Genomic DNA, 15,485 nt, shown 5'->3' with positions numbered 1-15,485 from the left:
ATTTTTGGAAAAGAAATAGCATTTTTGTACCTCCAAAAATGTAAGGTATTCGGAAACCAAGTAAATGAAGGAAGTACTCAACCCAGATCGGATCCCCAGACATATTGCAATTATCATGGATGGCAATGGCCGATGGGCCAAGAAAAAAGGCGCCATGAGGATCTTTGGTCACCGACATGCTATCAAGGCAGTGAAGGACACTATCGAATGTGCCGAAAACTTGGGTGTTGACTACCTTACCCTATTTTCATTTTCCACAGAAAACTGGTCCAGACCGCTCGAAGAAGTGAATGGACTGATGGAGCTACTGGTAAAAACCATCACCGACGAAGTACCGATGATGATGGATAACAATATCCAGCTGGAAAGTATAGGGGACATCGACAGTCTACCCAAATCTGCATACAACAAACTGATGGAGGCAAAAAAAACCACCTCAGTCAATACCGGACTCACTGTTATCTTGGCACTCAGCTATAGTGGCAAGTGGGAAATCACCCAAGCGACCAAGCGCATTGCTCAAAAAATCTCAGAAGGGAAATTGAAAGTGGAAGATGTCACCCAAGAGGTGGTAGCTGATCACTTAGAAACTGCCGGCATCCCTGACCCTGAACTTATGATCAGGACCAGTGGCGAATACCGCATCAGCAATTTCCTGCTTTGGCAATCGGCCTACACAGAGCTGTTTTTCAGCCCTGTTCTATGGCCGGATTTTAGAAGAGAGCATCTGGTCTCAGCCATTCTCGACTTTCAAAAAAGGGAAAGAAGGTTTGGAAAAACCGGTGAGCAAGTTAAATCTTAAGTAATTGATGAAAAGAAGTTTACTGATTCTGTTTTGTCTGATATGGGCAAGTTCAGCCATGGCACAGATACGTCTGGGACAAAGTCGCTATTCGTCCTCCAGACCTGTGGACATTATGGAGCTAAACTACTCCAAGCCTCAGACCTATAGAATCGCAGAAATCAAAGCGGTAGGACTTTCCACCTTGGATGAGACCGCCATTATCTCCCTATCCGGTCTCAAAGTAGATGATCGGATCGAAGTGCCTGGCGAGGCTATTTCCGGTGCTTTGAAAAAACTCTGGAATCAAGGAATCATCGGAGATGTCAAAATCTTAGTGACCAAAATTGAAGGCGAAGACATTTCTCTTCTTCTGGATTTGACAGAGAGACCTCGTTTTTCCAGAGTGGAATTTACAGGGGTCAATAAGACCCAGGAAAGCGAACTCCGAGACAAAGTAAATATCCGCGGACGAGTGGTACGAGAAGATGTACTCAACTCAGCACAGAGAAACATCGAAAAATATTTTGTGGACAAGGGCTTTCTCAATGCAGATGTAAGAGTCGCACAGGAAAGAGACACGACACTTCCCAACTCGGTGAGATTGAGATTTGACGTAGACACAAAGTCCAAAGTAAAAATCAATGAAATCCGCATCTTGGGCAATGAGGAAATCGCAGACAGCAAAGTCAAAGGAAAACTCAAAAAAACCAAGGAACATGCCAGAGTCAGTGTATTCAAAGACGTTTACTCAAGACTGACCGGAGCCAATGCGAGTGACGTAGCCAATAGTCTGAAATATACAGAGCCTACTTCCACAGAGGAGGTAAAAACCTACATCAACAAAAATTTCAAACTCAACTTCTTTGCCGGGTCTAAATACATTCCAAAGGAATATCGAAACGACAAAGACAATGTGATCAACTTCTACCAAAGCAAAGGCTTCCGTGATGCCAAAATCCTCGAGGACTCGGTGTATAAGTATGGTCAAGATGAGATCAACATCGATATCAATATCGAGGAAGGTAAAAAATACTATTACAGAAACATTGAGTTTTCAGGCAATTTCATCCATCCGGATGCCGTGCTTAAAGCCAAGCTGGGTATTCAAAAAGGAGATGTCTATGACAAAGAAAAGCTTGACAAACGCCTCAACTATGACCCGACTAAAGGGGATGACGTCAGCTCACTCTACCAAGATGATGGATACTTGTTCTTCAACATTGATCCAGTAGAAGTCAATGTAGTGGGAGATTCCATCGACATGGAAATGAGAATTTTCGAAGGTCCGCAGGTAACTGTAAACTCCGTCAATATCAAAGGGAATGAGCGTACCTCTGACCACGTCGTGATGAGGGAAATCAGAATTCTTCCAGGCCAGAAGTTTAATAGAGCCTTGCTGGTACGGACTATTCGAGAACTTTCTCAGTTGGGATATTTTGATCCTGAGAAAATCAATCCTGATTTGAGACCTAATTTTGAGGCTGCTACAGTAGACATCACTTTTGAATTGGAAGAAAGACCTAATGACCAGATCGAACTTTCCGGTGGTTGGGGAGGATTCTATGGTTTTGTCGGTACCGTCGGCTTGGTCTTTAATAACTTCTCGATCAAAAATATCGGAAACTTCGACAAGTGGGATCCACTTCCGGTAGGAGATGGCCAAAAACTATCCCTACGAGTGCAAGCAAACGGTAAATCCTTCCAAAACTACTCCGTCTCTCTGACTGAGCCTTGGTTTGGTGGCAAAAAACCAAATGCATTGAGTTTTAGCTTCAATCACTCTGTACAGAGACAGGTGGATTTCTACAACTCCAATCCTCTGTCGGATGATTTAGGATTCTTCAAAATCACTGGGGCTACTGTTGGTTTGGCAAGACGTGTAACTTGGCCAGATGATTACTTTAGTATCTCCAACTCCCTGCAGTTCCAGATCTATGAATTTGATCAGTTTGGTACATCTTTCGGCCTGAGCTATCCTACCGGAAAATCAAACAGTATCACCTTCAACAATACTATCTCGAGAAATAACGTGGACAACCCAATCTATCCAAGATTTGGTTCCAACTTTATGCTCTCTACCTCCTTGACCCCACCTTATGCCTCTCTGAACAAAAACTTGAATTCAGAGTCCACAGACGAAGAAAAGTACAAGTGGCTGGAATATCATAAATGGATGTTTGACGCATCTATTTATACCCCACTATTTGGATCTACCAAATTCGTCGCAAGCGCGAGAGCACACATGGGCTTCTTGGGATCCTATGGTGACAAGATCGGAATCATTCCACTAGAGCGATTTGTGATGGGTGGCGATGGCATGACCTTCAATAACTTTGCTTTGGGTCAAGAAATCATCGGCTTGAGAGGGTATGAAAATCAATCCATCACTCCAGGACGAGACAGTAGAGGTACCGTAGATCCTGAACCATACGGTGGTATTGTCTACAATAAGTACGTGATGGAAGTACGATTCCTCGTATCTCCAAACCCTTCCGCTACCATCTTCCTATTGGGATTTGCAGAAGCGGGTAACAACTGGGGATCATACAAGGACTTCAATCCATACGACCTTAAAAAGTCAGCAGGATTCGGTGCCAGAATCTTTATGCCAGCCTTTGGGTTGCTTGGGGTAGATTGGGGTTATGGATTTGATCCTATCCCTGGAAGTACTCAGAGAAGTGGGCCTCAATTCCACTTTACTATCGGGCAGCAATTCAGATAATCTTGGAATCAGGCCGGGAATGGTTAATTTATGTCAAAATTTTAATAGCCAGATGCTCGTTTTAAGAGCTACATCATCAATTGAAAAAAGACATGAATAACTCGCCGAAAATCGTACTTTTGTTGCTCTTTATGCTGATTTCAGGCTCTTTGGCAGCACAAAAGTTTGGATATGTAGATTCTGAATATATACTGAACAAGCATCCAGATTACAAAATAGTCCAGCAAGAACTCCAGAATCTTGGAGATGCTTGGAGGAAAGAGGCACAAAGTTTGGATAAAGAGATCAAAGAAATGTACACTCAGCTCAAAGCGGAAGAAGTCCTTTTGACTGAGGAGATGTACCAAAATAGATTGCAGGAAATCAAAAAAAGAGAAACTGCCTCTCAGGAATTCAACAGTAGGATTTTCGGAATTGACGGTCAGTATTTTCAAAAACAGGCAGAGCTGTTACAGCCGCTCCAGTCCAAGATCTACGATGCAATCGAGCGGGTTTCCCGCAAAAATAATTTGGCCATGTTATTTGACAAGGCATCGGTTCCTTCGGGAATCATTTACACAGATCCAAGACATGATTATTCTGAATTTGTCCTGGATGAATTGGGAATAGAAGACAATAATTAAAAATAGAAACCTAAGAATGATGAAAGTTAAAGTTATCCTTTCCGCAATCGCGTTGTTTTGCGTAGGATTTGCCGCTCAAGCACAAGAGTTGAAAATTGGTTATACCAATGTAGAATTTATCATGGACCTGATGCCAGAAATGGAGCAGATCGGTGCTGACCTTCAAGATTACCAAACTCAGCTCCAAACAAACATCCAAACCAAGGGAGCAGACTTCCAAAGACAGGTACAGACTTACCAGCAAGCTGCTCAGACCATGACTGAAGAGGCTAGAGCTGCCAAGCAACAAGAATTGATGAAATTGGAGGAAGATCTTCAAAAATATCAAAATGATGCCCAGATTTCTTACCAGAGAAAATTGGGTGAATTGTTAGAGCCAGTACAAACCAAAGTCATCAATGCGATCAATGCAGTAGCTGCTGAAAACAACTACACACACGTATTTGCTGAAACTGCCGGTCAAGCACCTATCTTGCTTTACACTAAAGAAGAAGATAAATTCACTGAGTTGGTTTTGGCCAAACTTGGACTTCAGATGCCAGTTGCACCTACTGAAGGAAATTAATCTTAAGATTTCGAAATCTAAAAACCGGTCCAAAAGGCCGGTTTTTTTTAGTTTTACCCATGCCAAAAAAGAACCCCAAAGAGCTGATCAGTAAAAGTATGGATGCCGTCTTGGTAGATTTTAGGGCTGATTGGTGCGGTCCCTGCCAAACCATGGACCCGATCATAGAGGAGGTTTTAGATGAATTGGGAGGCAAAATAAATCTGCTGAAACTGGATATTGACAAACACCCGCAACTCGCTCAGCAATTTGGAGTCCGCTCCATCCCACATTATATCCTGTTCAAAAGGGGAAAGATTCTTTGGAGAAAGGGTGGTATTCTGCCTAAAAGAGACCTAGAAAAAGCTCTAAAAGGTTTTACATAAAAAAAGCTCCCAATTTGGGAGCTTTGACTATTCTAAACGAAGAATTTTAATTTGATGACTTCTTTTTCAGATAAGAACCGGTAATTGCCCCGCTTCAAATCCTTTTTGTCTAGACCAGCAAACATGACTCGGTCCAAGGCAGTGACTTCATATCCCAGATGTGCAAAAATCCTTCTTACGATTCGATTTCTACCGATATGAATTTCCAATCCCAAAATCGTTCTGTCTTTAGAAAGCACCTGCATGTCATCTACATTAGCAGGTCCATCTTCCAATGTCAGGCCTTCTAGAATCGCCTCTTCGTCTTTTTTAGTAAGAGGCTTGTCCAAAGTCACCTGATAGATTTTTTTGATCTCATTAGAAGGGTGAGATAGCTTTGCTGCCAATTCCCCATCATTTGTGAAAAGCAACAAACCGGTTGTATTCCTATCCAATCGTCCTACCGGGAAAATCCGCTCTTCACAAGCCTTCTCCACCAGTCGCATTACTGTCTTTCGATCCATGGGATCATCTGTAGTGGTGATGAAATCCTTTGGCTTATTTAGCAGGACATAGACAGGTTTTTCAGGATTGATTCTTTTACCTTGATACACCACTCTATCAGCCTTCTTCACTTTGTAGCCCAGCTCAGTGATCACTTCGTTATTTACCGTGACTAGTCCCTGTGCGATCAGTTCGTCTGCCTCTCTCCTACTACAAATCCCTGAATTAGCGATGTACTTATTCAAACGAATCAAGTCAGAATCTTCGGATTTCTTGGACTTTTTGGCGGGCAAAGCATCGAAGTTGTAATCGGGTCTTTCTTGTTCCTGCTCCATACGAACAGGCCTATTCTTACCAAAGCCTCTCTTTACTGGTTTTTTGCCAAAGTTGGAATCCTCTTTCTCTCCATAGATAGGCTTTTGATCTTTGCCACGTCCGAGATAGGTACGTTTTTTATCTCCACCAAAGGCGGTCGGTTTATCTTCTTCTCTTCTTTTACCAAAAGATTTTTTACCAGATGTACTTCTTGAAGTATCTTGCTGCTCTTCAGCCTTGCCTCCAAAAAATCTCTTTTTGCTTTCACCTGGTCTCCCAAAAGATCTTTTTCCTTCCTCTTGGAATCGGGGCTTTTTATCAAAGTTATCTCCTTGATCAGATTTCTTGGAGAAGCCTCCTTTTTTCCATTCTTTTTTGTCTCCAAATTTCCCTTTTTCTCTGTCATTAGAGTCGGAAAATTTGCCTTTGGAAAACTTTTTATTTTCACCAGATTCTTCAGAATTGCTGTTGAAAAAAGGGCGTTTTGAATTGTGTTTTTTCATAAGGATGCAGCATCACTGCTGTATTTATTTTCGTTGCAAACAAGCCATTGATTTTCAATCGCTTAAATGGGACGCAAAGATACAGTCATTCCAGAGAATAATCTGCATAGCAATGAAAATTTACTTGTTTTTGTAATACCATTCCGTTGCATTTCTCACAGAGCCTTCCGATAGCAAGAGTTTTTTGGCTTCTATTTCTTCCAAACCTGTGGCTTCCATGATCATACGAGTACCTCGATCTACCAGTTTTGCATTGGAGAGCTGCATATCTACCATTTTATTCCCCTTCACTTTTCCCAATTTGATCATCACCGTGGTAGAAATCATATTCAATACCAGCTTCTGAGCAGTGCCAGCTTTCATGCGGGTACTTCCGGTCACGAATTCAGGGCCGACTACAGCCTCGATGGGATGGTCCACCTCTTGACTTAATGGAGAATTAGGGTTACAAGTAATGCAGCCGGTCAACAAGCCTTTTTCTCGGGCTGTTTTCACACCACCAATCACATAGGGAGTAGTACCAGAGGCCGCAATACCGATAATCGTATCTTGATCATTGAAGCCATAGTCCAAAATATCTGTCCAAGCTTGATTAGGATCATCTTCTGCATTTTCCACGGCCTTGCGGATGGCTGTATCTCCACCGGCTATCAGCCCAATCACCATGTCAAATGGCACTCCATAAGTCGGAGGGCATTCAGAGGCATCTAGTACCCCCAATCGTCCGGAAGTACCTGCTCCGATATAAATCAATCTACCTCCCTTTTCCATCCTAGGCACTATTTCTTCTACCAACTGACTGATGTCTGGTATGACCAATTTGACAGCTTCAGCTACCCGATGATCTTCTTTATTGATGTTTCCCAAAAGTTCCTGAACAGACATCTTGTCCAGGTTATCATAGTTAGAGGTACTTTCTGTTACTTTCATGTGGTTGAATTTTGGATGGGCAAGGCACCTGCATTTGGCCTTTCACTAATTTGTCTACTTCATGCAGACTTGATTTCACAATTTTTCCTGATGGTATAATGTCAAGCCGGCTATTGGGCTCTCAATAATGATATTAACTGTAAGACCTCGGTCCTGAGCTGCCTTCCGAAGAATGTCCGAGTTGTAGTAGGCGATTGAGCCCACAAAGTTGACTGGCTTATCCTGATAATTTTGGTATTTACAGACATGCTGGTCAAAGAAATCCTGAAAAGAATCATAAAACAGGCTGTAGCAGTAAGGATGGGCTTTGTGCTCAGTAATAAAACGACAAAAACTAGCCATATACCGATTTGGGAAGGGTTGACGATAGACATGATCTTGAATCATGTTTTGATTGAGGTGAAACCTTTCTTCCAGTTCCTTACGGATTTCGGATGGCATATCCCCATAGATGAAATCCCGAAGGAATTTACGTCCTACGTATCCACCACCTCCCTCATCCCCCAAGATATATCCTGGAGCGGGTCTGGACCCTATCAGCTTTTCCCCATCATAGTCACAACTATTGGAGCCGGTACCCAGAATACATGCGATACCCGGTCTATGCCCACAGGTGGCATGGGCAGCAGCAGCCAGATCATGATCAACGATAATATCAGCATGAGAAAAAATAGTGCGCAACGCCTGCTCCACTTCCTGCTTTCGCTCCGGCACTGAGCAGCCAGCTCCATAATAATAGATCTTGCTGATCTCACTTTCCAAATTCACCAAAAAATCATGTCTCATCTGGATTGCCATTTCCTCTGAGGTTTGGTAATAAGGATTGAATCCTACCCCTCTGTGCTGAGAGATTTTACCATTTTGATGAATCACCCTCCAGTCTGTCTTGCTGGATCCACTATCTGCAATTAAAATCATATCAAATCAACCTTCCAATAGGCGAAAATTTCTCAAATACTTGATCTGTATGAGGGGCATCGGCCAACTCTTCGGTAAGATCTTGTCCGGCCCAGTGTTCATAATGTTTTCCCGACTTCCAAAGTCTAGACTCAGTCACTTCATAGATCAAGCCCCTGAAAGCTATCCAGATTTCAGGTTTATCTTGCCCATTTCGCAGGGCTAGTTGCTGCTTTGTGATCTCTCTCATTAGAGCATTTTGATCTGAGCGTTGATCCATCTTTCAGGGATTTCCCCTTGTTGAGCCACCTGATAGTCCGAATAGCTACACGGCACCGTACTCACCCGATCATACTTTTCAGTTTCATTTTGGGGGATTTCCATCCACCATTTCCCACTTCGCTTACTCTTGTAAAAGACAAGTGTATTGGGTTTGGCATCCAGCGAAACCGTGTATTTAATGTATTCACTGCTTTTGAACGAAAGACTGTCCTTTCTGGAATAAAATCCTTCGATAAAATACCAGATCATCACAGCAGCTACTTTGGCGGTCTTGTTGGACGCATCGTCATAGTAAGGCTCATAGCCATATATACCAATAGAACTTAGTTTTTCATTCATCCCAGCAAACCAACAAATTTGGCAAGCTTCCTCAGCAGTCAAGCCAAATGGCTGCGGGTCTACAGCTCCGGGAGCATCAGATGACTGAATGGCACAAAGATCGAAACTCAGAAAATCCGCATGTCGGATCAGCGGTTCGATTTCTTTGAACTCCTTCCGCACCAAACCCAATCGCATATGATCAAAATACAACTTTTCGACCACATTGATCAAGCTGGGGTCCACCAAAAAACTCTGATACGCCAGATGCGAATAGGAAAAAAGAAAATTGGGCTGGTGCAAAATGATCTCCTGAGTATGAAGATCAGCCATCGGACCCTCTTCCTCCATATCCAATTTGGCATCTACTGTGAGCAGACTGACCAATTTTTTCATCTTCTGGTAGGACAGGTATTGCCCATAATCCAGATCATGTGTTCCCCCAAAATAAATGGGTAGAATCTGCTGCTTCATCAGATATTCACCTACCTGCTGAATCTTCTGGTAAGTATCTTCTAGTGTCTCACCGGGAATCAAATCTCCCAAATCTGCAACCCTATAGGGCCCTACCCCTTTTTTGAGCTCATATAGCTTTTCTCTGATCTCCAATGAGCCCCGCTCGACACTCTCTGATTTTTTGATACCTCGAGCTTCTTTGAGCCCGATCAGAGCGATTTGTATTCCTTTTAGGTCAGGAAACTCTTCTCCATACCAATGAATCTGTTTGAAAAAGGAATTATTGGAGTGCTTACCTTGCCAAAGTAACTCAGGAACTGGGTCAAAAAAAGATTGAATATTCATAATTGGGTGTGATCTAGGGTAAAAATAATCAAAAAAGAACCAAGTATTAGCCGAAATTCTTAAAGAACTCTAAAGGCCTTAGCATAGCGCTTTACTAGAGGCGAAAAATAGGAGCCAAAGTCAGAATGACCAAACACGACATTTGCATAAAAACAAAAAATCCCGCCGAAGCGGGATTTATTTATTTCAATTGAATTAACCACCGAAGTCGTCAAATCGAATGTTTTCTTGAGGGATACCTAGATCATCAAGCATTTTCAATACTGCTGAGTTCATCAAAGGAGGCCCACATAGGTAGAATTCTACCTCGTCTGGCTCAGGATGATCCTTCAGATAATTGTCGTACAATACTTGGTGAATGAAGCCTACATAACCGTCTCCTTCTTTATCATCCAATGATTTTTTGATTTTCCAGTTGTCCTCAGGCAGAGGTTCGGAAAGCCCGATATTGAACTGGAAGTTTGGAAAATCTTTTTCGATTTCTCTGAAGTGAGGCACATAGAACAATTCTTTCTTGGATCTACCACCGTACCAGTAAGATACTTTTCTACCAGTCTTCTCTGTATGGAACAGGTGGAAAATCTGAGCTCTCAAAGGAGCCATACCAGCACCACCACCGATGTAGATCATTTCTCTTTGTGTCGGGTTGATGTGGAACTCACCATAAGGACCTGAGATGGTCACTTTATCACCTGGCTTTCTAGAGAACACATAAGAAGAACAAACACCTGGATTGACATCCATCCATTTATTGTTGGCTCTATCCCATGGCGGTGTAGCGATACGGATAGTCAGCATCACGATATTACCTTCTGCTGGGTGATTGGCCATCGAGTACGCTCGGAATAGCTCTTCGTCATTTTTCATGACCAAATCCCAAAGACCGAATTTATCCCAATCACTCTGATAAACATCCGCTGGGTGACCCAATTCAGGATGTGGAGTGATATCCATATCTTTAAAGTTGACCGTGATAGTAGGCACGTCAATCTGGATATATCCACCCGCTTCGAAGTTCAAAGTTTCGCCTTCAGGGAGTTTCACTTTGAATTCTTTGATGAACGTAGAGACGTTGTAGTTGGAAATAACTTCACAATCCCACTTTTTGATACCGAAGATTTCCTCAGGAACGCGGATTTTCATATCCTGCTTCACCTTCACCTGACAAGCCAATCTGACATTGCCTTGCTGCTCTGCGCGGCTCAAGTGACCTACTTCGGTAGGAAGTACTTCTCCACCACCTTCTTCCACGACACACTTACACATGGCGCAAGTACCGCCACCACCGCAAGCGGATGGAAGGAAGATTTTCTGGTTACCCAGTGTGGAAAGCAAACTCACCCCTGCTGAAGTGACGATTGGACTTCCATCATCTCCGTTGATAACGATTTTAACATCTCCTGAATTGACCAGTTTGGACTGGGCAAACAAAAGAATAAATACCAGTAGCAATATGATTATCGTAAATGCTACAATGGATGTAATAATTACAGAACCCATGAAATTTTGGTTTTACTTTTCTTATGGATTGACACCCTGTTTGGGTGCACAAATATATTTATTAATCAATAAAAGAGGCCAATAGTTTTCCAAAATTGCCCTTCTTGATCTTTATATTTTTGTAAAGAGGGAGATTAATTGTTCAAAAGGTTCAGCAAGGTGCTCAACTTAGTTTTCAATTGTCTCCTATCGACGATGAAATCCAAAAAGCCATGCTCCAGAACAAATTCTGAACTTTGGAAGCCTTTTGGAAGGTCTTTGCCAATGGTCTCACGGATCACTCTTGGGCCTGCAAAGCCAATTAATGCTTCAGGTTCGGCGATATTGAAATCACCCAACATGGCATAAGAGGCTGTCACACCACCAGTAGTAGGATCTGTAAGCAAAGAAATGTACGGAATCCCGGCCTGATCCAGAAGTGCTAGTTTGGCAGAGGTCTTTGCCATCTGCATCAATGAAAAACCTGCTTCCATCATTCTTGCTCCTCCAGATTTGGAGATCATCAAGAATGGTACTTTGTTTTTCAGAGCATGATCTATCGCCCGGGCAATCTTTTCTCCTACTACAGAGCCCATGGATCCTCCGATGAAATTAAAATCCATACAGGAAACGACGATATCCAAGCCGTTCATTTTGCCATAGGCGGAACGCACGGCATCATTGAGGTCGGTTTTTTCTATCGTTGCCTTGATTCGGGAGGTGTAGGGTTTGGTATCGGAGAATTTCAAAGGATCTCCAGAAGTCATATCCTTGTCCAGTTCTGTAAACTGGTTGTTATCAAAAAGAATCTCAAAATATTCCTTGGATCCGATTTTCACATGAAAGTCATCATCTGGACATACAAAAGCATTGTTTTTCAGCTCACGGGTATGGATGATGTTTCCATTTGGGGTTTTGAACCACAGACCATCCGGTGCATCTTTTTTCTCTGCAGTGGAGGTTTTGATCCCTTTGTCAGTTCTTTTAAACCAAGCCATATTGAGTTTTTAAAATGAATTTTGACGAGTCAAAGGCTACAAATTTAGACCGAAAATCTTTTAAATAAAACCTTCCAAATCCAAAGCTTGCCATTCTGCCTATTTATCCCCGCTCTTCGCCCCTAGTCAAAATACTTTTACGTTGGGTCAATTTTCCATAATTTTGAACGTAGTTTTACCAGTCAAATCCCTTGCCTACACCAATAATACCCAAATAATATCCCATGAACCTGATACTACTCCTTTTAATTTCTGCAGTTATTTTGATCATTGCATATAGGTTCTATGGCGCATATGTTTACAAAAGATTCGGTTTATCAGATAAAAATCCCGCCCCCTCCCACACCCATCGGGATGGAGTAGATTATGAGCCCAGTAAGCCCATCGTCGTCTTGGGGCACCACTTTGCGTCGATCGCTGGTGCAGGCCCCATTGTCGGACCTATCATTGCGGTGACTTTTGGATGGATTCCGGCAGTGATCTGGATTTTGGTAGGAGGAATTTTCTTTGGCGCAGTGCATGATTTGGGCAGCATGGCCGCTTCACTGAGAGCAGATGGAAAATCCATCGGTGTGATCATCCGGCAACAAATCGGAACCAGAGGAAAACAACTTTTCGTGCTTTTCAGCTTTTCGACATTGATCTTGGTAATAGGTGTTTTTGCTGATATCATCGCCAAAACGTTTGTTTCCAACCCTGGAGTGGCTTCAGCTTCCATTCTATTCATTGTATTGGCCATTGGATTTGGACTAGTCAATCGACTCGTCGGAAGTAAGAAGACAGCCTTTATCCTTATCTCTGTGATTGGGGTGATTTTGATGTATTTCTTTGTCTATCTCGGCATGCAGCTTCCATTTGCTCTCGATTATAAAATCTGGATTTTGGCACTTTTAGCATATGCTTTTTTGGCTTCCGTGACACCAGTGAGTCTCTTACTGCAGCCAAGGGACTATCTGAACAGCTTCTTGCTTTACGGAATGATGATTGCCGCGATTCTGGGAGTTTTCATTGCCAATCCTGAGATCAAAATGAGCAATGAGATCACAGTTTCTACTGAAAATCTAGGTTATATTTTCCCGGTATTGTTTGTCACGATTGCTTGCGGGGCGATCTCGGGATTTCATTCTTTAGTAGCTTCCGGCACTACTTCCAAGCAACTGGACAAAGAATCAGATGCCAAAGTAGTTGGGTTTGGGGGGATGCTGATCGAGTCATTTTTAGCCATCATCTCTGTGGGAGCAGTTGTGGTCCTGACCAAGGCCGAATACCTTGAAAGACTTGCAGGAGAAGGTCCCGTGGCACTTTTCTCTACTGGTTTGGGAGGGATGATTGCTACTTTGGGGATTTCTGAAGAGTTTGCTACAGGATTTGTAGCTCTCACGGTTTCTGCTTTTGCCTTGACGACTTTGGATACCTGCACCCGTCTGGCCCGATTTACCTTGCAGGAATATTTTGAAGATATGCCTCAACCAGCTGCCAAGACCATTTCGCAAAACCGCTACGTTTCGACAGGATTGGTGGTACTCTTTTCAATCCTCTTGCTCCTATCTGGCGGATTCACGACTCTATGGCCGATTTTTGGGAGTGCCAACCAACTTTTGGCAGCTTTGGCCTTGCTCACAATCGCAGTATGGATGATTCGAAAAAAGAAAAATGCCTTGTTCGTGACTTTGCCCATGTTTTTTATGTTCACAGTCACGCTAGCCTCTTTGGGTCTTTTTGCTTGGAAAAATTTTCAGGATCAGATCTATGTGCTTTCCATTATTGCAGCACTGCTCTTTGTGTTAGCTATTGCATTGATGATTTTGGCAACCAAAAGCATTAAAAAAGAAATCAAAGAGCCCGCGAAGGCTCTCTGACCTCATTTGTTATTCTATAAAATCAAAAATCTGCTCCATCTTGCCTAGCCCGATCGATGGAGTATTGGGCCACGTTGATTCCTTGTGTCGTCCCGACAGTTGCATCAAAGGTCCAGTGAATTCCTCCATAAACTCTTGAAATAGCAGCTTCTTCCGCCCAACCTCGCACTAGGTTGGCTTTTTCGGGAAAGACATAAGCCAGAACCTCCGCGGCGGCAGCCGAAAAGACAGAATGTCCGGATGTGTAGGAAGGGAAATTGGGAGTACCCGCAATAGTTTTAAAACCCTCAATCGTCTGGATCGGCCGGGGATAGTGGTAGTAATATTTGGCATCCCAGCAACTGATCCCCGCATCCATCACTGCCATATTGAGATAGGCCAAGGTACGAGCAGCCCTCAGGGTATTCATTTTGCTCTCGACTATGAAGCGATTGGCAAATTCATTCCAGTGTCCAGGAGGAGTATAGGTCCCCAGACCATCCTGCCAAAAATTGGCGATTCTGCGATATTCTTGGTTCTTTTCAGCCAAATAGCCTTCCAGAATTTTCACATCTGCATTGTAAGCCTCTGAACCTGGAGTCGGAGGAACCGGCGGACGGGTAGCTTCCACATTTGGAACATTCCACATTTTGACTTTCCCAAAAAGTGGCGTCAGACCTACCGGTCTTTGAGGAGATTCTTGGTTGATCCACATCCAGCCAAACCTTTCATAGGCAGCATTGGCAATGGAATCAGATACAGCTTTGGAAGTTTGGGCATTTTTCATCCCATCACCTGCGGCTCTGGTCAAAGCCAATGCAGCAATTTCCTGCCCTATTTTGACTCCGCCATCCAAATCACTTGGGACAGCCTCACCTGAAAGTAACAGTGCTTCCAAATGTTCATTTTGCTTTTGCTCCAGATAGGCAGCCTCCAAGGGAAACATCGCTTTCAAAACCGCACCCGAAGCCGCAGCGACCACCGCTCCGTCTGAAGGATACGCAGGGATCGGGTTGGCCACAAAAGCATGCTCAATATCTGGATCTAAGACATAAGGAGCATCTCTATTGTATTCAAATTTGTAGTGCCAGGCAGCTATCAACCCATCAAACTGAGCCACTGACATGTAAGCCAAAGCCCGACTCGCATAAGGCGGATGCGCAAATGGGAATGCAGGAGGCCCATCCGGATTGCCAGGATTGGGAAGTGTATAGGTTCCATCGGCATTCGGCCCTGGGATCAAGTTGTATTTGGCTATAAGCTCCAGCGCAATCTCATTCCATCTCACAACAGGGTTATTTGTCCATTGCTCGACAGCCTTCTTTTGAGAAGCGGTCATCGATGCAATGGCAGATTTCACCTCTGCTAGCTCCGCTTGATATGCATCAGAATTCACATCCGTCGGTACTGGTATCTCTATCGCTGCACCATCCGAAATCAAAATGGGAATCCAATCACCGCCATTTTCATCTATGCTTGCAAATTGATAACTGGAATACGCTAGCTCAGTGGGCAGATCTTTGCTACAGGAAAATACGCCAAGTGCCAGTAGGATATATAGTAATTGTATTCTTTTCATGAT

14 protein-coding genes are annotated in these 15,485 nt (G+C 43.3%); 6 read left to right on the top strand and 8 right to left on the bottom strand.

All coding sequences use genetic code 11. The features are described 5' to 3' along the window. Positions 1–64 precede the first annotated feature (64 nt). The 5 genes from G460_RS0109005 (at position 65) to trxA (ending at position 5,059) form a co-directional block, all read left to right on the top strand. Positions 65–802, top strand: coding sequence for an undecaprenyl pyrophosphate synthase (locus tag G460_RS0109005; protein ID WP_026955042.1), 738 nt, complete (start codon positions 65–67; stop codon positions 800–802). 7 nt (positions 803–809) lie between these two features. Further along, positions 810–3,506, top strand: coding sequence for a BamA/OMP85 family outer membrane protein (locus tag G460_RS0109000; protein ID WP_026955041.1), 2,697 nt, complete (start codon positions 810–812; stop codon positions 3,504–3,506). 92 nt (positions 3,507–3,598) lie between these two features. After that, entirely contained in the window at positions 3,599–4,129 is a 531-nt protein-coding gene (locus G460_RS0108995) for an OmpH/Skp family outer membrane protein (RefSeq protein ID WP_026955040.1), read from the top strand. A 16-nt stretch (positions 4,130–4,145) separates the two neighbouring features. Further along, a complete protein-coding gene (locus G460_RS0108990) occupies positions 4,146–4,694 on the top strand; it encodes an OmpH/Skp family outer membrane protein (protein ID WP_026955039.1) in 549 nt (182 codons plus the stop codon). A gap of 59 nt (positions 4,695–4,753) precedes the next feature. Continuing rightward, entirely contained in the window at positions 4,754–5,059 is a 306-nt protein-coding gene (trxA, locus tag G460_RS0108985; RefSeq protein ID WP_026955038.1) for a thioredoxin, read from the top strand. Between the two features lie 32 nt (positions 5,060–5,091). Here the strand turns inward: trxA and G460_RS0108980 are convergent, their stop codons facing one another. From G460_RS0108980 to accD, 7 genes are all read right to left on the bottom strand, one after another. Beyond that, positions 5,092–6,360 carry a pseudouridine synthase gene (locus G460_RS0108980; protein ID WP_026955037.1) on the bottom strand — a complete coding sequence of 423 codons (1,269 nt, stop codon included), beginning with the start codon at positions 6,358–6,360 and terminating at the stop codon, positions 5,092–5,094. Between the two features lie 120 nt (positions 6,361–6,480). Further along, positions 6,481–7,290 (bottom strand): N-acetylmuramic acid 6-phosphate etherase, encoded by an 810-nt coding sequence (murQ, locus tag G460_RS0108975; RefSeq protein WP_026955036.1) that lies wholly within the window; start codon positions 7,288–7,290, stop codon positions 6,481–6,483. Positions 7,291–7,365: 75 nt separating this feature from the next. Continuing rightward, complete coding sequence (locus tag G460_RS0108970; RefSeq protein ID WP_026955035.1) at positions 7,366–8,208, bottom strand: N-acetylglucosamine kinase; 843 nt, start codon at positions 8,206–8,208, stop codon at positions 7,366–7,368. Between the two features lies 1 nt (position 8,209). Next, positions 8,210–8,437, bottom strand: a complete 228-nt coding sequence (locus G460_RS0108965) for a cytochrome b5 domain-containing protein (protein WP_026955034.1) — start codon at positions 8,435–8,437, stop codon at positions 8,210–8,212. Next, positions 8,437–9,588, bottom strand: coding sequence for a formimidoylglutamase (locus tag G460_RS0108960; protein WP_026955033.1), 1,152 nt, complete (start codon positions 9,586–9,588; stop codon positions 8,437–8,439). The genes G460_RS0108965 and G460_RS0108960 overlap by 1 nt, the downstream gene beginning before the upstream one ends. A gap of 195 nt (positions 9,589–9,783) precedes the next feature. Continuing rightward, positions 9,784–11,088: an NADH:ubiquinone reductase (Na(+)-transporting) subunit F gene (gene nqrF, locus G460_RS0108955; protein ID WP_026955032.1), complete on the bottom strand. Its 1,305-nt coding sequence runs from the start codon at positions 11,086–11,088 to the stop codon at positions 9,784–9,786. A gap of 134 nt (positions 11,089–11,222) precedes the next feature. Continuing rightward, positions 11,223–12,065 (bottom strand): acetyl-CoA carboxylase, carboxyltransferase subunit beta, encoded by an 843-nt coding sequence (gene accD, locus G460_RS0108950; RefSeq protein ID WP_026955031.1) that lies wholly within the window; start codon positions 12,063–12,065, stop codon positions 11,223–11,225. A 224-nt stretch (positions 12,066–12,289) separates the two neighbouring features. On the opposite strand from accD, the gene G460_RS0108945 reads away from it, so the two are divergent. Further along, the gene (locus tag G460_RS0108945; RefSeq protein WP_026955030.1) at positions 12,290–13,924 is read left to right on the top strand and encodes a carbon starvation CstA family protein; all 1,635 of its coding nucleotides are present in this window, start codon (positions 12,290–12,292) and stop codon (positions 13,922–13,924) included. 22 nt (positions 13,925–13,946) lie between these two features. Here G460_RS0108945 and G460_RS0108940 read toward each other — a convergent pair whose 3' ends face one another. Continuing rightward, positions 13,947–15,482 (bottom strand): vanadium-dependent haloperoxidase, encoded by a 1,536-nt coding sequence (locus G460_RS0108940; RefSeq protein ID WP_026955029.1) that lies wholly within the window; start codon positions 15,480–15,482, stop codon positions 13,947–13,949. Between the last annotated feature and the right edge of the window lie 3 nt (positions 15,483–15,485).

Origin of the sequence: Algoriphagus vanfongensis DSM 17529 (assembly GCF_000429465.1) — a bacterium.
GTDB lineage: Bacteria > Bacteroidota > Bacteroidia > Cytophagales > Cyclobacteriaceae > Algoriphagus > Algoriphagus vanfongensis.
Note: the sequence above shows the minus strand (reverse complement) of the source record. Positions and strands in the feature narration are given on the sequence as shown.